This is a genomic window from Actinophytocola sp., assembly GCF_049647105.1.
Classification (GTDB): Bacteria; Actinomycetota; Actinomycetes; order Mycobacteriales; family Pseudonocardiaceae; genus Actinophytocola.
This window is the reverse complement of record NZ_JBARWZ010000010.1, coordinates 39,513-57,458: the sequence shown is the minus strand read 5'-3', so window position 1 is coordinate 57,458 and position 17,946 is coordinate 39,513. Positions and strand designations below refer to the sequence as shown.

14 protein-coding genes and 1 pseudogene are annotated in these 17,946 nt (G+C 69.3%); 10 read left to right on the top strand and 5 right to left on the bottom strand.

Annotated elements, in window-relative coordinates; genetic code table 11:
- Positions 1-220: 220 nt before the first annotated feature.
- Positions 221-1,597, bottom strand: coding sequence for a helix-turn-helix domain-containing protein (locus WBA97_RS01090; RefSeq protein WP_424228719.1), 1,377 nt, complete (start codon positions 1,595-1,597; stop codon positions 221-223).
- Between the two features lie 190 nt (positions 1,598-1,787).
- Between WBA97_RS01090 and WBA97_RS01085 the strand changes: the two genes are divergently transcribed.
- Positions 1,788-2,456 (top strand): hypothetical protein, encoded by a 669-nt coding sequence (locus WBA97_RS01085; RefSeq protein ID WP_424228718.1) that lies wholly within the window; start codon positions 1,788-1,790, stop codon positions 2,454-2,456.
- Here WBA97_RS01085 and WBA97_RS01080 read toward each other — a convergent pair.
- Positions 2,431-3,665, bottom strand: a pseudogene (locus tag WBA97_RS01080) (IS3 family transposase). The gene WBA97_RS01085 and the pseudogene WBA97_RS01080 sit on opposite strands and share 26 nt — an antisense overlap.
- Positions 3,666-4,092: 427 nt before the next feature.
- Here WBA97_RS01080 and WBA97_RS01075 point away from each other — a divergent pair.
- Positions 4,093-5,004 (top strand): cation diffusion facilitator family transporter, encoded by a 912-nt coding sequence (locus WBA97_RS01075; RefSeq protein ID WP_424228717.1) that lies wholly within the window; start codon positions 4,093-4,095, stop codon positions 5,002-5,004.
- A 223-nt stretch (positions 5,005-5,227) separates the two neighbouring features.
- On the opposite strand, the gene WBA97_RS01070 is transcribed toward WBA97_RS01075, so the two are convergent.
- From WBA97_RS01070 to WBA97_RS01060, 3 genes are all read right to left on the bottom strand, one after another.
- Positions 5,228-5,860 carry a DUF305 domain-containing protein gene (locus WBA97_RS01070; RefSeq protein ID WP_424228716.1) on the bottom strand — a complete coding sequence of 211 codons (633 nt, stop codon included), beginning with the start codon at positions 5,858-5,860 and terminating at the stop codon, positions 5,228-5,230.
- A gap of 56 nt (positions 5,861-5,916) precedes the next feature.
- Entirely contained in the window at positions 5,917-6,786 is an 870-nt protein-coding gene (locus WBA97_RS01065) for a DUF3105 domain-containing protein (RefSeq protein WP_424228715.1), read from the bottom strand.
- Between the two features lie 95 nt (positions 6,787-6,881).
- Positions 6,882-7,520 (bottom strand): DUF3105 domain-containing protein, encoded by a 639-nt coding sequence (locus WBA97_RS01060; protein WP_424228714.1) that lies wholly within the window; start codon positions 7,518-7,520, stop codon positions 6,882-6,884.
- A gap of 152 nt (positions 7,521-7,672) precedes the next feature.
- Between WBA97_RS01060 and argS the strand changes: the two genes are divergently transcribed.
- From argS to prfA, 8 genes are all read left to right on the top strand, one after another.
- Positions 7,673-9,337, top strand: a complete 1,665-nt coding sequence (gene argS / locus WBA97_RS01055) for an arginine--tRNA ligase (RefSeq protein ID WP_424228713.1) — start codon at positions 7,673-7,675, stop codon at positions 9,335-9,337.
- A 4-nt stretch (positions 9,338-9,341) separates the two neighbouring features.
- A complete protein-coding gene (gene lysA, locus WBA97_RS01050) occupies positions 9,342-10,778 on the top strand; it encodes a diaminopimelate decarboxylase (RefSeq protein ID WP_424228712.1) in 1,437 nt (478 codons plus the stop codon).
- On the top strand, positions 10,775-12,076 hold the full coding sequence (locus WBA97_RS01045; RefSeq protein WP_424228711.1) for a homoserine dehydrogenase: 1,302 nt from the start codon (positions 10,775-10,777) through the stop codon (positions 12,074-12,076). The genes lysA and WBA97_RS01045 overlap by 4 nt, the downstream gene beginning before the upstream one ends.
- Complete coding sequence (thrC, locus tag WBA97_RS01040; protein ID WP_424228710.1) at positions 12,073-13,155, top strand: threonine synthase; 1,083 nt, start codon at positions 12,073-12,075, stop codon at positions 13,153-13,155. Before WBA97_RS01045 ends, thrC begins: the two co-directional genes overlap by 4 nt.
- Complete coding sequence (gene thrB, locus WBA97_RS01035; protein ID WP_424228709.1) at positions 13,152-14,054, top strand: homoserine kinase; 903 nt, start codon at positions 13,152-13,154, stop codon at positions 14,052-14,054. The genes thrC and thrB overlap by 4 nt, the downstream gene beginning before the upstream one ends.
- A 329-nt stretch (positions 14,055-14,383) precedes the next feature.
- On the top strand, positions 14,384-16,438 hold the full coding sequence (gene rho, locus WBA97_RS01030) for a transcription termination factor Rho (RefSeq protein WP_424228708.1): 2,055 nt from the start codon (positions 14,384-14,386) through the stop codon (positions 16,436-16,438).
- A gap of 134 nt (positions 16,439-16,572) precedes the next feature.
- Entirely contained in the window at positions 16,573-16,794 is a 222-nt protein-coding gene (rpmE, locus tag WBA97_RS01025; RefSeq protein ID WP_424228707.1) for a 50S ribosomal protein L31, read from the top strand.
- 69 nt (positions 16,795-16,863) lie between these two features.
- On the top strand, positions 16,864-17,940 hold the full coding sequence (gene prfA, locus WBA97_RS01020) for a peptide chain release factor 1 (protein ID WP_424228706.1): 1,077 nt from the start codon (positions 16,864-16,866) through the stop codon (positions 17,938-17,940).
- Positions 17,941-17,946 lie beyond the last annotated feature (6 nt).

The window sequence follows — 17,946 nt, the reverse complement described above, 5'->3', positions numbered from 1 at the left end:
AGCACTACCTCGTTCACTCCGATCCCCAGTCTGCTCCAATCAGCATCCACCGATGACCTCCCCGGGTGGCGGGGAAGGCTGCGTCTGGCTGGCTGGCGGCGCACCAGACGATGAACTGGCGGGCAGATGCTCGATCAGGGCGCCACGACATCGAGACCCGGTGCCCACACTGAGCGACGCGTGTCGCTCGCTTGGCGATGAGCCCGATGTCGACCGTGCACTACGCAGACGTGCCGATGCGACGCGCGAAGGCGTGCAGGCCAGGCAGGGCCTGGGGGGTTGGATGGTGCAGCAGACTGGCGGTGATCTGCTGGATGGGCGCGCGGTATCGAACTTCGTCGGGTGCGGCGTGTTCGGCAGCGAGCAATGCGCGGTAGCACTTCTCGGGTTTGCCCCACTCGTGGAACGAGCGCGCGATGTTGGACCAGTAGCGAGCACGCTGCTCGGCCAGGGGGATCGTGTTCGGATCCACGTGGCGAGCCGCGTCAATGGCGGTGCCGTAGTCGCCGAGTACGCGGGCGATGCTGATCCGGTACACACCGACACCGTTAGTGTCGAATGCGGCGAATCGGGTAGCGGGGTCAGTGCCGACCTGCCTAGCCGCGTCGGCCGCTTCGCCGATCAGCGCGTGCGCGGTGTGCCGGTCGCCGTCGACGGCCGCGGTGTAGGCGGCCGTGGAGAGCAAGGACCCGTAGGCCGCGAAGAAATCCGGGCCTCGGCGCAGATCGGGTTGCATGCCGGCGGCAGTGTCCAAGACCAGGCGCTGGGCTGTGCTGGCGTGACCTGCGCGACGCAGCACGATCGCCCATTGTCGGGCGGCAGCGGCTTGGGTGAGCGTGTCGCCGCTGTCCTGTGCGGCCTGGGTGGCTCGGTCGGCGGTAGTCCAGGCGAGCGGGTCATTGCTGACCTTGATCATGAGTTCGCTGGTGATGATGTGCAACTCGGCGAGCTGTCCCTTCACAGCGGCCTGACCATGGGCAACGCTGGTGGCATGTGTGGCTGCGGCGATGGGCAGAAGGTCCAGCAGTTGCACGGCTGCCTCGGCGTAGCGGCCTGCGTAGAACGTGGCTCGCACGTGGGCGACTGCCTGGCGCAGACGTTGCGGATCGACCGGAACACCGGCGCCGGTCAGTGGGGCGAGCAGGGCGTCCTCGAGCGCGCGAACCGGATCGCTCGGACGGGTTGACAGAGCGAATGGGACACCCAGAATTGAGGTGCCCGCCAGCCCGGTCAGTCCTGCCAGCAGTGCGCGACGTCGCATAGGGTCGCTCTCCTCGTCCGGCATCTGGATGACGCTGACCCTAGCGGTGGATCGGCGTCGCTGCCCGGCTGGCGGTGGCGTGTCGACCAGTCCCAGGACTTGCGGCGGGATCTGTAGGGCCTCGGCGAGGAGACGAAGGACGCGGACGTTGGTGAGGGGCTGCTTCCCCCGTTCCATACGCGACAGCGTCGCCGTGGAGTAGTCGCACAGCTGGGCGAGCTGAGCGAGGGTGAGGTGATTGGCTACGCGCAGGGCGCGCACGATCGCGCCGAGGTCGCCGGAGGCGACAGCGGCGCTGACCGCCTCGGTTCGCCATATCCCACTGGTCGGGTCCATCGCGACATACCTCGCTCGGGGCCGGAACCTTTGAGCGTAGCCATCTGGTCACAGCGGGTGCTAGCCGCTTTGCGCAGCACGCAAACCCGTTTCCGACTCCTGCAAGGCTCATTGCCGCCCGGCCCTCACGGGTCGTCTCCTGGGACTGCCGAAGCAGCCTGTCGTCCCTGCTGCGGCGATGGAGGACACGATGACCAGTCCTGCACACGACTCGACACTGGCCGCTCCTGTCGAGCTGACCGCCGCCGAGCTAGACCGCGCCGACCTTCTCCATGTCGCGGGCAGCGCCCAGATCAGCCGTTACGCGATATTCGTACCCACCGACGCGACGGGGACGCCCCGCCCGATCACCATCGGCGCAGGAGCGAGGATCGGCCCCTTCGCCGTGCTCCACGGCGGAGTGACGCTCGGCGCGCAGGCCCGCGTCGAGGAGCACACGATCGTGGGTAAGCCCGAACTCGGCTACGCGGTGGGCCGCGTCTATCCCGGCGCTGGAGGCAACTCGTTGATCGGCGAGGGCGCTGTGATTCGCTCCTGCGCAGTCATTTACGCCGACGTCCAGATCGGTGTCAACGCCCTGGTCGGCCACAGCACACTACTGCGGACCAACGTGCAGGTCGGCGCAGAGACCCAGCTCGGGCACCACCTGACCGTGGAACGGGCGACAAGTATCGGCCGGGAGGTGCGCTGCTCGCCAGGCTCGCACATCACCAGCTCTGCTGTCCTGGCCGACCGCGTGTTCCTCGGGGCCGGGGTTCGCACGATCAACGACAAGACCCTCACCTGGCGACACCCTGCCCGGCTGTCAAGCCCCGGGTTTGGTGGAGACTGGATTATCTGGTTTCCAGGGTTGCGGTGACGGGGTGGGTCATCGCGTGTAGTGCCTCATGCTCGGTGGGTGGGAGGTGTCCCAGTTCGCCGTGGAGGCGTCGGTTGTTGTACCAGTCGATGTACTCGACGGTCGCGATCTCGAGGTCGTCGATCCCTTGCCAGGGGCCTTTGTTGCGGACCAGTTCGGCCTTGTACAACGAGTTGAACGCTTCGGCCATGGCGTTGTCGTAGGAATCTCCTTTGCTGCCAACGGATGCGACCGCGTCGGCCTCGTCGAGGCGTTGGGTGTAGCGCACGGCCCGGTACTGCACGCCGCGGTCGCTGTGATGCACCAGGCCCGTGAGGTCGGCGCCGTCGGCGTGGCGGCGCCAGATCGCCATCTGCAGCGCGTCGAGGGCGAGGTCGGTGTAGAGGCTGGTGGCGACTTGCCAGCCGACGATCATCCGGGAGAACACGTCGAGCACGAACGCCGCGTAGACCCAGCCGGTAGTGGTGCGCACGTAGGTGATGTCCGCGACCCACAGCTCGTTGGGCCGCGTGGCCGTGAAGTCACGTTCCACCAGGTCAGTCGGCCGTCCGGTCTCCGGCGCCGGCCGCGTGGTGCGCGGAGACTTGTCCCGCACCAGGCCCCGCAGCCCGATCTCGCGCATGAGTCGCTCGACCGTGCACCGCGCCACCTCCACGCCTTGCCGGTTCAGCTCTGCCCACACCTTCCTGGCCCCGTAGACGCCGTAGTTGTCCTCGTGCACCTGCTCGATCTTCACAGCCAGTTCCCGGTCCCGGGCCGTACGAGCGGACTCGGGGCGGGTCTTGGCGGCGTAGTAGGTCGACGGTGCGATCGCGGCGGGCGTGTCGTTGAGCGCCTCCAGGATCGGCTGGACACCGTGGGTCTCCCGCTGGGAGTCGACGAACTCGACCTTCATCGCGACGGACGGTCCAGCTCCGCTGCGAAGAAACTGGCCGCGGACTTCAAGATCTGGTTCGCCCGCCGCAGCTCACGCACCTCACGTTCCAACTCAGCGATCCTGGCCGCCTCGGCCGAGGTCGTCCCCGCCCGCACCCCACCATCGGTCTCGGCCTGCTTCACCCACGTCCGCAACGCTTCAGGGTGCACACCGAGCTGGTCGGCGATCCGCTTGATCGCCCCACCAGCCGACGCCGGATCCCGACGCGCCTCGACCGCCAGGCGCGTCGCCCGCTCACGCAGCTCGTCCGGGTACTTCCGTGGTGCCGCCATAACAGTCGATCCTCCGGGTGTTCGATGTCTCCATCAAACCCGGGGCGGGACAGGGTTCTCCCTCGGACTGCCACCCCGGGAGGCAGCTTCGGCAACGTCCCACAATCGGCGAGCCCGAAGTGCCGCACCAGGAACTGATCATCGTGTGGGGTGTGGTGGCGCGCGAGCGACTGGTAGATAACCAAATGACGACCTATACGGAACCGGTCACCACTCGTTTGGGTGAACCTCAGGCGATCACACCGCCAGGGTAAGCCGCGACACCGGCATCACCAGCGGTTTACAGCGCGTCGGTCCAGGCTTTGCCGGTGCGCTCGCCAGTGTCGGGTGTCGCCATGCAGTTGTCCTCCGGTAAGGGCACCCAGTAGATGCCGGTGCTAGCGCCGTTCCAGTTGAACTCATGCACGTGTGACTATATGTTGTGGTCATGGGCCACGGACACGGGCATGGCATGCCCGCGAGCGCTTCCGGCAGGCATGCGGGCCGGCTGGCCGCCGCGTTCACCGTCACGGCGGTGTTCATGGTGGTCGAGGTCGTGACCGGCATCGCCACCGGCTCGCTGGCGCTGCTCTCCGACGGCGCGCACATGGTCACCGACGTGCTCGGCCTCGGTCTCGCGCTCGCCGCGATCCTGGCCGCGCGGCACGTCAGCCGGTCGGCCGACCGGACGTTCGGGCTATACCGCGCCGAGGTGCTGGCGGCGCTGGCGAACGCCGTGCTGCTGTTCGGCGTCGCCGGATATGTGCTTTTTGAAGCAATCGAGCGGTTCTCGTCGCCGCCGGACGTGCCTGGACTGCCGGTCGTGGTGGTGTCGCTGCTCGGCCTCGCGGCCAACGTCGTGGCGTTCCTGCTGTTGCGGCAGGGGGCCTCGGAGAGCCTGAACGTGCGTGGGGCGTACCTCGAGGTCGTCGCCGACATGATCGGGTCGATCGGGGTACTGGTTTCCGGGTTGGTGACGCTGCTGTTCGGGTGGCGGTATGCCGACCCGGTGCTCGGTGTCGCGATCGGGCTGTTCGTGCTGCCGCGAACCTGGACCCTCGCCCGGCGGTCGCTGCGGATCCTGTTCCAGCACGCGCCGGAACGGGTCGACGTCGACGCGCTCACCGCGGCGCTGGCGGCCTTGCCCGGGGTCGGCGAGGTGCATGACGTCCACGTGTGGACCTTGACCTCCGGCATGGAGGTCGCTTCCGCGCATGTCACCATCGGGCCGGGCTGCGACCCGTCGGCGGCTCTCGCCGCGGCTCAGGAGTTGCTGGCTCGGGATTACCAGCTGGAGCACGCGACCGTGCAGGTGGAGACCAGCAGCGCATCGCCATCGTGCCGTGAACTGCAGTGGTGATGTTGCCGGATTGCCGTCGCTGAGCCTGGATCCACGCTGGTGTCCTCGCCGGAAGGGCAGGTCTCTGGGATGGCGGGCAGCCCCTCAGAGGTGGCGGACTGGCGCGATGTCCCGAAAGACGCAGGGCGTTGACCGTCCCAAAAGCTTTCGTGACATCAACTATGCCCCGAAAGCGTCTTTTGGGGCATGGGCATCGCGCCCTGCGGGGCGCGGGCTGAGGGCGCTACGGCGACGGGAGTGGCTGGGCGCCGCGTTCCGCCAGGTAGCTCTTCATGAGGTTGGCCTCGTTCTCCTGGCTTTGCACGATCTTGTCCGCCATGTTGCGGACGTAGCCCTTTGCCGCGTGTTCCGCCGCGTACTCGGCCATCTCCAGGCCGCCCTTGTGGTGGCGGAGCATGAGTTGCAGGAAGAAGACATCCAGCGCCTTGCCGGTCAGCTTGCGCAGTTTGTTCAGTTCCTCGCTGGTCGCCATGCCTGGCATGCGCTGTACGGAGCCGGTGGTCTTGCCGCCCTCACCGTTGCTGTGGGTGTGGGTGCCGCCCTCGCTCATCCACTCCATGTGCGCGGCGCCCGCGTCCGGCAGCTGTGGCTGGCCCCACACGGTCAGCCAGCCCGCCATCTCACTGGACTGCGCGAGCTGCGTGGACTCCACGTCGAACGCGAAGCCGCGCAGGATCGGGTCGGACGTGTTGTCCCGTTCGATGCCCGCCATCGTCACCGCCTGCAGGTGGTGGACCCGCATGTCCTGCGCGAACCCGACGTCGACCGAGTCGGCGGTCGGGAACGCGTCGTCGGTGTTCCTGGCGGTGCTGATCAGCATGCCGCCCGCCGCGCCCACCAGGAGCACGACGACCATGGCGGCGATCAGGATGAGCGTCCGGCTGGACGATGAAGAGCCGCCAGAGTCGGACGTCACTGGCTGGGTGGCGGCGTGGCCGCACCCGTGGCAGGCGGGGCCTCGCCCGTCGGGACCGGCTGCTGCGCGCCGCCCTGCTCCTCGTCGGCCGCGTCGGTCGCGCCCTTGCCGTCCATGGTGACCGTCTTCGGGTCGCCATCGACGGGCGGTTCCGCCACGAACGGCGGCGGGTTGGTCACGTCGAAGCCGGTGCCCTGCGCGTCACAACGGCCGCCAGGCTCGGGGTTCTGGTACTGGTTCTGCCGCAGCGACTTGATGAACTGGTCGACGCGCGGGTCGTTGACGTCCGACAGCTTGAGCTGGTGGCCCCACGACTGCAACGAGATCGGCTTGTCCAGGCCGGGGTAGGGCGACATCAGCATGTACGGCTGGGCCTCGACCTTCGCCTTCAGCGTGTCCAGCGCCTTGCCCTTGATCTTCTCCGGGTCGTAGGCGATCCACACCGAGCCGTGTTCGAGCGCGTGGACCATGTTCTCGGTGCGCACCGCGTTCGGGTAGACGGTGCCGTTGCACTCGGCCCACGCGTTGTCGTGCGGGCCGCCGAACGCCGGGGACTGGTCGTAGGCGACGCGCTGATCGCCGCTGATGTGCTGGCCGGGTTCGTAGGTCTTGCGGACCACGCCCTCGATGTTCACCGACGGGTCCTTGTTGTCGTCGGAGACGACCCACTGCTGCTTCTCGTCGATCTCCATGAAGGCGTAGGTGAACACGCTGCCCGCCAGCGCGATGATGGCGATGATCCCGATGATCATGCCCCACGGCTTGGGCTTGCGTGCGGTACCGACGACGGAACGCCGGGCCTTGTTGGCGCTGTTGCTCTTGCCCTTGGGCTTGCTGGCGCCCTTGCTCTTCGTTCCGCTGGACATGCCGGTCCGGTCCTCGTCTCAACTACAGGATCACAGGGGGTCTCCGACCGACCAGTGTAAGGACACCGTGTCAGGTGCGTGTCAACCGAGGGTGGTCAGCTGTCGCCGACCGGAGCCGCACCGGGGCCCGGCGGGCCATCCTCGAACGGGGGTGGGTTCGTCGCGTCGAACTGCTGGCCGGCCGAATCGCACGAAGCGCCCGGTTCCGGCGCCGTGTACTCGTTCTCCCGCAGCGCGGCGATGAACTGGTCGATCCGCTCGTCACCGGCGTCGTCGAGCTTGAGCTGGTGGCCCCACGCCTGCAGCGAGATCGGCTGGTCGAGGCCGGGGTAGGGCGACATCAGCAGGTACGGCTGGTTCTCGACGCGGCCGGCGAGCGACAGGAGGTCGTCACCGGTCACGTCGTCGGCGTTGTACGCGATCCACACGGCGCCGTGCTCGAGCGCGTGGACCATGTGCTCGTTGCGCACGGGGGTGTCGTAGACAACACCGTTGCAGGTCGCCCACACCTGGTCGTGCCTGCCGCCGTCCGGCGGGGCCTTCTCGTAGGCGACGCGCTGGCCCGGCTGGGCGTGCACCGCGTCGTACTCGGTGATGACGACGCCCTCGATGTCCTTCGAGGGGTCCTCGTTGTCCGGGCCAGGCACGAACTCGGGCCCGGCCGACTCGCGGGGAGCCGCCGATGACGGACCGGGATCACCGTTCCCGGCCGAACCCTCACCGGAGCGCGTCACCGTGCAACCGGCGAGTGAGACAAGGACAACAGCGATGGCAGTCACACTGCCGGCCCGGAATTCGATGGCCACCGCCTCCTCGAGAAGTCAGCATCCATCGTATGGCCGAGGCGACTCTATCGGGTCCGCACCCGCTACCTAGACTTGTCGGGGTGACTCCCGCAGCACTTGCCGATCTGGTCCGCTCCGTCGCGTCCGACGTGCTGACCAGCCGAGACCTGGATGTTTCCGCCCTGCCGCCCTCGGTGTCGATCGAGCGGCCGCGCAACCCGGAGCACGGGGACTACGCGACGAACCTCGCGTTGCAGGTCGCGAAGAAGCTCGGCGTGCCGCCGCGAGACCTGGCGAACTGGCTGGCCGAGGGCCTTGCGGGGCAGGACGGCATCTCCGGCGCCGAGGTCGCGGGCCCCGGTTTCCTCAACCTGCGGATCGCCGCGGCCGCGCAAGGCGACATCGTCAGGCAGGTGCTCGCGCAGGGCGAGACCTACGGCCACGGCGACCTGATGGCCGGTCGCAAGATCAACCTGGAGTTCGTCTCGGCGAACCCGACCGGCCCGCTCCACCTGGGCGGCACCCGCTGGGCCGCGGCCGGTGACGCGCTGGGCCGCGTGCTTTCCGCGCAGGGTGGCGACGTCACGCGGGAGTACTACTTCAACGACGCGGGCGCGCAGATCGACCGGTTCGTCCGGTCGCTGATCGCGTCGGCGAAGGGCGAGCCGCCGCCAGAGGACGGTTACGCGGGCTCGTACCTGTCGGACGTCGCGGCCGAGGTGCTGCGCAGGGAGCCGAGCGCGCTGTCCCTCCCGGCGGAGGAGAGCGCCGAGGTCTTCCGCAAGATCGGCGTCAACCTGATGTTCGACGAGATCAAGGCCGACCTGCACAACTTCCGCACCGACTTCGACGTGTTCTTCCACGAGGACTCGCTGCACAAGTCCGGGTCGGTCGAGCAGCTGGTGGAGCAGCTCAAGGAGAAGGACCACCTGTACTTCGCCGACGGCGCGTGGTGGCTGCGCACCACCGAGTTCGGCGACGACAAGGACCGCGTGGTCATCAAGAAGGACGGGCTGCCCGCCTACATCGCGGGTGACATCGCCTACTTCGCGGACAAGCGCGGGCGCGGCTTCGACCTGTGCATCTACATGCTCGGCGCGGACCACCACGGCTACATCGCCCGGCTGAAGTCGGCCGCGGCGGCGCTGGACGACGACCCGGCCACCGTCGAGGTCCTCATCGGCCAGATGGTGAACCTGGTCAGCGACGGCAAGCCGCTGCGGATGAGCAAGCGCAACGGGACGATCGTCACGATGAACGACCTGGTCGACGCCGTCGGCGTGGACGCGGCCCGCTATGCGCTCGTCCGGTCGTCGGCCAACGCCACGATCGACATCGACCTGAACCTGTGGACGCGGCGCACCAGCGACAACCCGGTGTTCTACGTGCAGTACGCGCACGCCCGGCTCGCCTCGCTCACCCGCAACGCCGCCGACCTGGGGCTGACCGTGCCGACCGAGGACACCGAACTGGACCTCGGCCTGCTCACCCACCAGCGCGAGGGGGAGCTGATCCGCACGATCGGCCAGTACGCGGAGGTCCTGCGCACGGCGGCCGAACTGCGGGAACCGCACCGGATCGCCCGCTACCTCGAGGAGCTGGCGGGGGCGTACCACAAGTTCTACGACGCCTGCCGCGTGCTGCCGCAGGGTGACGAGGAGCCAACGCCGCTGCACACCGCCCGGCTCGCCCTGTGCGCGGCGACGCGCCAGGTGCTGGCCAACGGCCTCGGCCTGCTGGCCGTCGACGCACCAGAACGGATGTAGGCCCGTGCGCGCACATCCGGCAGGACCCCGCCACGCGGATGTCATGCTGCCCAACAACACCGCGGGCCCGCAGCCGTCGAGCCCGGAGGACCTGGACCGGCTGGCGCCCGAGATCTGGCCCCGCAACGCCGCGCGTGACGAGGACGGCGTGGTCCGGATCGCCGGGGTCGACGTCCGCGACCTGGCCCGCGAGTTCGGCACGCCGCTGTTCGTGATGGACGAGGACGACTTCCGGTCCCGCTGCCGCGACCACGCCACCGCGTTCGGCGACCCTGCGCTCGTGCACTACGCGGCCAAGGCGTTCCTGTCCGTGCGGATCGCGCGGTGGGTGGCAGAGGAAGGCCTCTCGCTCGACGTGTGCAGCGGCGGCGAGCTGGCGATCGCGTTGCGCGCGGACTTCCCGCCGGAGCGGATCACCCTGCACGGCAACAACAAGTCGGTCGACGAGCTGACCGCCGCGGTCGAGGCCGGGGTGGGCACGGTCGTGCTCGACTCGTTCTTCGAGATCGCGAGGCTCGACCGGATCGCGCGGGACCGGGGCGTCACCCAGAACGTGCTGGTGCGGGTGACCGTCGGCGTCGAGGCCCACACCCACGAGTACATCGCGACCGCGCACGAGGACCAGAAGTTCGGCTTCTCCCTCACCGGTGGCGCGTCGGCCGAGGCGGTGCGGCGGGTGCTGCGTGCGCCGGGCCTGAAGCTCATCGGCCTGCACAGCCACATCGGCTCACAGATCTTCGACGCCAACGCGTTCGAGCTGTCCGCGCACCGCGTGATCGGCCTGCTCGCCGAGCTGCACAAGGAACACGGCGCCGACGCGATGGCCTCGGTCACCACCGTGGACCTCGGCGGCGGCCTCGGCATCGCGTACACGGCCGACGACGATCCGCCGCCGCCTGGCTGGCTGGCCGAGCAGCTGAAGAACATCGTGTCCAAGGAGGCCGAGCAGGCCGGGCTGGACATGCCGAGGATCGCGGTCGAGCCGGGCCGCGCGATCGTCGGCCCCGGCACGGTCACCGTGTACGAGGTGGGCACGACCAAGGACGTCGAGCTTGGCCACGGGTCCGCGCGCCGGTACGTGAGCGTCGACGGCGGCATGAGCGACAACATCCGCACCGCGCTGTACGACGCGCTGTACGACTGCAGGCTGGTGTCGCGGTCCAGCGCGGAGGGGGAGCGTGGCACGGAGGCCATGCTGTCCCGGGTCGTCGGCAAGCACTGCGAGTCCGGCGACGTGGTCGTGCGGGACTGCTGGCTGCCGGAGAACCTCACCCCCGGCGACCTGATCGCGGTCGCCGCCACCGGTGCGTACTGCTACGCGATGGCGAGTTCCTACAACCGCCTCGCGCGCCCGGCCGTGGTCGCGGTGCGCGACGGCGAGGCGCGCCTGTTGCTGCGCAGGGAGACGCTGGACGACCTGCTGCGGCTGGAGGTCTCATGAACGCGAGCCCAAAGCCCATCAGGGTGGCGATGCTCGGCTGCGGCACCGTCGGTTCGCAGGTGATGCGGATCCTGCACGAGCAGGGCGACGACCTCGCCGCCCGCATCGGCGCCCCGGTCGAGCTGACCGGGGTGGCGGTGCGCCGCCCGAACCGTCACCCTGACGTCCCGGCACAGCTGCTCACCACCGACGCGGAGGCACTCGTCGCGTCCGATGTGGACGTCGTGATCGAGGTCATCGGCGGCATCGACCCGGCGCGCGGGCTGCTGGTCTCCGCGCTCAGCAAGGGAAAGTCGGTCGTCTCCGCGAACAAGGCCCTGCTCGCGGAGCACGCGGCCGACCTGTTCGCGGCCGCCGAGTCCTCCGGTGCGGACCTCTACTTCGAAGCCGCGGTGGCAGGCGCGATCCCGCTGGTGCGCCCGCTGCGTGAGTCGCTCGCCGGTGACCGCATCAACCGGGTGATGGGCATCGTCAACGGCACCACCAACTTCATCCTGTCCGCCATGGACGCGACCGGCGCGAGCTACGCGGAGACCCTCGACGAGGCGTCCCGGCTCGGCTACGCGGAGGCGGACCCGACGGCCGATGTGGACGGTTACGACGCCGCGTCCAAGGCGGCCATCCTCGCCTCGATCGCCTTCCACACCAGGGTGACCGCCGCCGACGTGTACCGCGAGGGCATCGCCGCGGTCACCCCCGCCGACATCGCCGCCGCGAAAACCCTTGGCAGGACGATAAAACTGCTCGCCATCTGCGAGCGCATCGGGAACGACGGCGGCGGCAGCGTCGCGGTCCGCGTGCACCCGGCGATGATCCCGCGCACGCACCCGCTCGCGAGCGTCGGCGGCGCGTTCAACGCGGTGTTCGTCGAGGCCGACGCGGCGGGCTCGCTCATGTTCTACGGCCAGGGCGCTGGTGGCGCGCCGACCGCGAGCGCCGTGCTCGGTGACCTCGTCGCGGTGGCACGCAACAAGGTCAGCGGGGGACGGGGCCCTGGGGAGTCCTCCTACGCCGCGCTGCCCATCCAGCCGATCGCCAAGGTGAACACCCGCTACCACATCAGCCTCGACGTGGCCGACCGCGCCGGTGTGCTGTCCTCGGTCGCGTCGGTGTTCGCCGAGCACGACGTGAGCATCGCGGCCGTGCGCCAGCAGGGCCGGGGCACCGACGCGAGCCTGGTGATCGTGACGCACTACGCGCCGGACGAGGCGCTGCGGTCCACTGTGGACAAGGTGGCCGGCCTGCCGTCGGTGCACGAGGTCGCCAGCGTGATGCGGGTCGAAGGAGAATCACCATGACACCTCAGGCGAGTCTTGGCGTGCGCCCGGCGTGGCCGGGCGTCATCGCCGCCTACGCCGACCGGATCGAGCTGCCGGCGGGCGCCAAGCCGGTGACGCTCCAGGAAGGCGGCACCCCGCTGGTCGAGGCGCCGCACCTGTCGGAGCTGACCGGCTGCCAGGTTTACCTGAAGGTGGAGGGCGCGAACCCGACGGGCTCGTTCAAGGACCGCGGCATGACCGTCGCGATGACCTACGCGCTCGCGTCCGGGGTGGCGGGCGTGATCTGCGCGTCCACCGGCAACACGTCCGCGTCCGCCGCCGCCTACGCCGCCCGCGCCGGCCTCACCTGCGCCGTCCTCGTGCCGCGCGGCAAGATCGCGAAGGGCAAGTTGGCCCAGGCCGTCGTGTACGGCGCGCGGATCCTGCAGATCGACGGCAACTTCGACGACTGCCTCGAACTGGCCCGCAAGACCGCCGTCGAGTACCCGATCGAGCTGGTCAACTCGGTCAACCCGGTGCGGCTCGTCGGCCAGCAGTCCGCCGCGTGGGAGATCTGCGACACGCTCGGCCGCGCCCCCGACATCCACTGCCTCCCGGTCGGCAACGCGGGCAACATCACCGCGTACTGGAGCGGCTACCGGGCCTACGCCCGCGACGGTGTCGTGCCCGCGGTACCCAGGATGTTCGGTTTCCAGGCGGCGGGCGCCGCGCCGCTCGTGCACGGCAAACCGGTCAAGGAGCCGGACACCATCGCGACCGCCATCCGCGTCGGCAACCCCGCGTCGTGGACCGGCGCGATCGCCGCCCGCGACGAGTCCGACGGTCTCATCGACGCGGTCACCGACGAAGAGATCCTGGCCGCGTACCACCTGCTCGCCCGCAGGGAGGGGGTGTTCGTGGAGCCCGCGTCCGCCACCAGCATCGCCGGGCTGCTGGCCGCCTCGGCCGACGGCCGCATCCCGAAGGGGTCGCTCGTGGCCTGCACGGTCACCGGCCACGGCCTGAAGGACCCGGACACCGTGCTCGCCGAGATGGCGCCGGTGGAGGCGATCCCGGTGGAGCCGCACGCGGTCGCGTCCGCACTCGAACTGACATGAACGGGTCGTCCGTCAGGGTCCGGGTGCCCGCGTCCACCGCAAACCTCGGCCCCGGTTTCGACGCGCTCGGCATGGCGCTCGGCCTGTACGACACCGTCGAGGTGACCGTGACCGGCGGAGATGTCCAGGTCGAGGTCACCGGCGAGGGCGCGGCCGAGGTGCCGACGAACGAGGAGCATCTCGTCGTGCGTGCGCTGCGTGCCGGTGTGGACGCGCTCGGTGTCGCGCTGCCCGGGGTGTCCCTGCGGTGTCACAACGCGATCCCGCACGCACGCGGCCTCGGCTCGTCGGCCGCCGCGATCGTCGCGGGCGTCGCCGCGGCGTACGGGCTGGCCGGGAGGGAGCTCGACGGGGATGCGCTGCGGCTCGCCGCCGAGTTCGAGGGGCACGCCGACAACGTGGCCGCTTCCCTGTACGGCGGCCTGGTTCTGGCATGGTCGGAAGGAACCCGGTTCCGGGCCGTGCGTCTCGAACCGCACCATGACCTCGCGCCGGTCGTGCTGGTTCCCGGCACGCGGTCCGCGACATCGGTCACGCGTGGGTTGCTTCCCGGCAACGTTCCGCACTCCGACGCCGCCTTCGTCGCGGGTCGCTGTGCGCTCGCCGTGCACGCACTGACCGCCCGGCCCGACCTCCTGCTGCCGGCCACAGAGGACAGGCTGCACCAGGACTACCGCGAGAAGGCGTGGCCGGACACCATGCGGATGGTCCGTGAACTCCGGGAGAACGGTGTGCCCGCAATGGTTTCCGGCGCCGGCCCGACCGTGTTCGCGCTGCCGCCCCTCGGCGCGCTCCCGTCTGGAGTCGACACCGCGGGCTTCACCGTGTGTGCGCTTCCAGTCGACCGGACGGGTGTCACGGTCGTGCCGAACGGGTCGATCGGAACAAACGCCAGGTAGTCCACGTTGTGGGGTTGTGCCACGCCGGGTAGCCCCGGTTGTTGCACGCCTGAGGGTGTGCGTCTACCCTCAGGGGCGTTCAGTCACCGCGCGTACGGGCGCCCGGTGTCGTTCCCGAGGATTTTCTTTCCTCGGGTCGCATCTTCCGTTCAGTCGGCGGCTCGGCCCTTTCCCAGCCGGAGTCGACGTTGGCGGGCACCGAAACCAGTGGTGACCGAAATCTCCGCGTTGGCGAGGCCGCGGAGTACGCCGTCTCGGTTCGACGAACGGCGGTCCGCTGGTTCACGGGTCCACCTCAGGAGGCGGGGACCTGGTCAGGAAGGACATGAGTGAGCAACACTGATCTGCTGGGCAGCGAGACTGCCAACGGCACGGTCGACACCGCTGCCGGTGCGGCCGACACAACACAGCGCACCAGCGCAAACGGGGGTGCCAAGCGTCGCGCCGGTCTCACCGGCATGGTCCTTGCGGAGCTTCGGGAGCTCGCAGGCCAGCTCGGCATCACCGGCACCGCCGGGATGCGCAAGGGAGACCTGATAGCGGCCATCAAGGAGCGCCAGTCCGGCGGCTCGTCGAAGCCTGCCTCGAGCGCGAAAACGGCGGCCGACACGCTGCCGCTCGGCATCGACGACAAGCCGGCCGCTGACAAGCCCGCGAAGGCCAAGGCGGAGGTCAGGACCGAGTCCGAGCCGAAGGCCGAGCAGTCCGACGCCGAAGATGGCGGTCGTCGCGATGGCAACCGCCGTCGCCGCAGCTCGAGCCGTGCGGTCGGATCGCCGGAGCAGGCCGAGAAGCGGGACGACAACCGCACTGACAGTCGCGGCGACAACCGCACTGACAACCGTGGCGACAGCCGCGGTGACCAGCGCGGCTCCGTCGACGAGAAGCCCGCCGAGAAGCAGCAGGGCGACAGGCGTGATGACCGCGGCGGCCGGAACGACCGCAACGACCGTGGTGACCGGGGCGACCGTGGTGACCGGGGCGACCGTGGTGACCGGGGCGACCGGGGCGACCGTGGCGGCCGCAACCAGGACAACCGCGGTGGCCGCAACCAGGACAACCGCGGTGACCAGCGCAACTCCGGTCGCAACGACCGCGACCGCGACAACGGTCCCGACGACGACGATGACGAGGACGGTGGCCGCAGGCGCGGCCGCAGGTTCCGCGACCGTCGCCGCCGGGGCACTGGCCCCAGCACCGGCGGTGGCCGGAGCGACGCCCCGGACACCGAGGTGCGCGAGGACGACGTCCTCCTGCCCGTCGCCGGTGTGCTCGACGTGCTGGAGAACTACGCGTTCGTCCGCACGTCCGGCTACCTCGCCGGCCCGAACGACGTGTACGTGTCGCTGTCGCTGGTCCGCAAGCACGGCCTGCGCCGGGGCGACGCGATCACCGGCATGGTGCGCCAGCCCCGCGAGGGCGAGCAGCAGCGGCAGAAGTTCAACCCGCTGGTGCGTGTCGAGACGATCAACGGGCTGGACTCGGACCAGGCCAAGCAGCGTCCCGAGTTCACCAAGCTGACGCCGCTCTACCCCAACGAGCGGCTGCGTCTCGAGACCGAGTCGCACATCCTCACCACCCGCGTCATCGACCTGGTGATGCCGGTCGGCAAGGGGCAGCGCGCGCTCATCGTGTCGCCGCCGAAGGCGGGCAAGACCTCGGTGCTGCAGGCGATCGCCAACGCGATCACCACCAACAACCCCGAGGTCTACCTGATGGTCGTCCTCGTGGACGAGCGGCCGGAAGAGGTCACCGACATGCAGCGGTCGGTGAAGGGAGAGGTCATCGCCTCGACCTTCGACCGCCCGCCCGGCGACCACACCACGGTCGCGGAGCTGTCGATCGAGCGGGCCAAGCGCCTGGTCGAGATGGGCCACGACGTGGTCGTGCTGCTCGACTCGATCACCCGCCTCGGCCGTGCGTACAACCTGGCGGCCCCGGCGTCCGGCCGGATCCTGTCCGGTGGTGTCGACTCGACCGCGCTGTACCCGCCGAAGCGGTTCCTGGGTGCGGCACGCAACATCGAGGACGGCGGCTCGCTGACCATCTTCGCGACCTCACTGGTCGAGACCGGGTCCGCGGGTGACACGGTGATCTTCGAGGAGTTCAAGGGCACGGGTAACGCCGAGCTCATCCTCGACCGCAAGATCGCCGACAAGCGCACGTTCCCGGCGGTCAACGTCGACGCGTCCGGCACTCGTAAGGAGGAGCTGCTGCTCCCGCCGGACGAGCTGGCCGTCACCGTGAAGCTGCGCCGCGTGCTGCACGCGCTGGACAACCAGCAGGCCATCGACCTGCTGCTGACCCAGCTCCGCAAGACCCGCACCAACATCGAGTTCCTGATGCAGGTGGCGAAGAACACACCGTCCGTCAACGACGACTGAAGCCGGAATATGTCCTGGTAGGGGCGTGTTGAAGCCCCTGCCAGGACATCTGGCAGACTGTTAGGTCGAGTCCGGCTCCGGTTCACCCCAACGTTCGACGGGGACCCGGCGGCCACCGAGAAAGGGCAAGATCTGTGAAGACCGGAATTCACCCCGAGTACGTCACGACCGAGGTCACCTGTGGCTGTGGGAACACGTTCACCACGCACAGCACCAAGAAGTCGGGCAGCATCCACGTCGAAGTCTGTTCGAACTGCCACCCGTTCTACACGGGCAAGCAGAAGATCCTCGACACCGGTGGCCGGGTCGCGCGCTTCGAGGCCCGCTACGGCAAGCGGGAGAAGAAGGCCAAGTAGCTTCGATCACGGCGTCCACCCGACCTGGGTGGACGCCGTTTTCGTGTCTACGTCACGAGAGGGACAAGTGTGGACGCGTCATCGCTCGGTGAGCTGCTCGGCGAGTACGCCGGGCTGGAGAAGTCGCTCGCGGACCCGGCGGTGCACGGCGACCAGGCCCGTGCGCGCAAGCTGGGCCGCCGCTACGCCGAGCTGACCCCGATCGTCCGCGCTCTGCGTGAGCTGGAGCGGGCCCGCGACGACCTGGCGACGGCCCGTGAGCTGTCGGAGGATCCGGCGTTCGCCGAGGAGGCCACGGCCCTCGAGGAGAAGGTCCCCGCGCTGGAGACCAAGCTCACCGAGCTGCTGCTGCCCAGGGATCCGCACGACGGCGACGACCTCATCCTGGAGATCAAGTCCGGCGAGGGCGGCGACGAGTCGGCCCTGTTCGCGGGCGACCTGCTGCGCATGTACCTGCGGTACGCGGAGAAGCACGGCTGGTCAACGGAGGTCCTGGACGGCACCGAGACCGAGCTGGGTGGGTACAAGGACGCGACGGTCACCATCCGCTCGAAGACCCCGACCGCCGACGGCGTGTGGTCGCGCCTGAAGTTCGAGGGTGGCGTGCACCGCGTGCAGCGTGTCCCCGCCACCGAGTCGCAGGGCCGCATCCACACCTCCGCGGCCGGTGTACTCGTGTACCCGGACGTGCATGACACCGTCGAGGACGTGGAGATCCCGGAGAAGGAGCTGCGCATCGACGTGTTCCGTTCGTCGGGCAAGGGCGGCCAGAGCGTCAACACCACCGACTCCGCCGTCCGCATCACGCACCTGCCGACCGGCATCGTGGTGTCCTGCCAGAACGAGCGCAGTCAGTTGCAGAACAAGACGCGCGCGATGCAGGTGCTGAAGGCCAGGCTGGCCGCGGCCGCCGAGGAGGAGGCCGCGAAGCAGGCGTCGGCGGCACGCGCGAGCCAGGTGCGCACCGTCGACCGCTCCGAGCGGGTCCGCACCTACAACTTCCCGGAGAACCGCATCTCCGACCACCGCGTGAACTACAAGGCCTACAACCTGGACCAGGTGCTGAACGGCGACCTGGACGGCGTGGTCGACGCCCTCGCCACCGCCGACCGCGACGAACGACTCGCCGCCCATCAGTCGTCGTGACAGGCT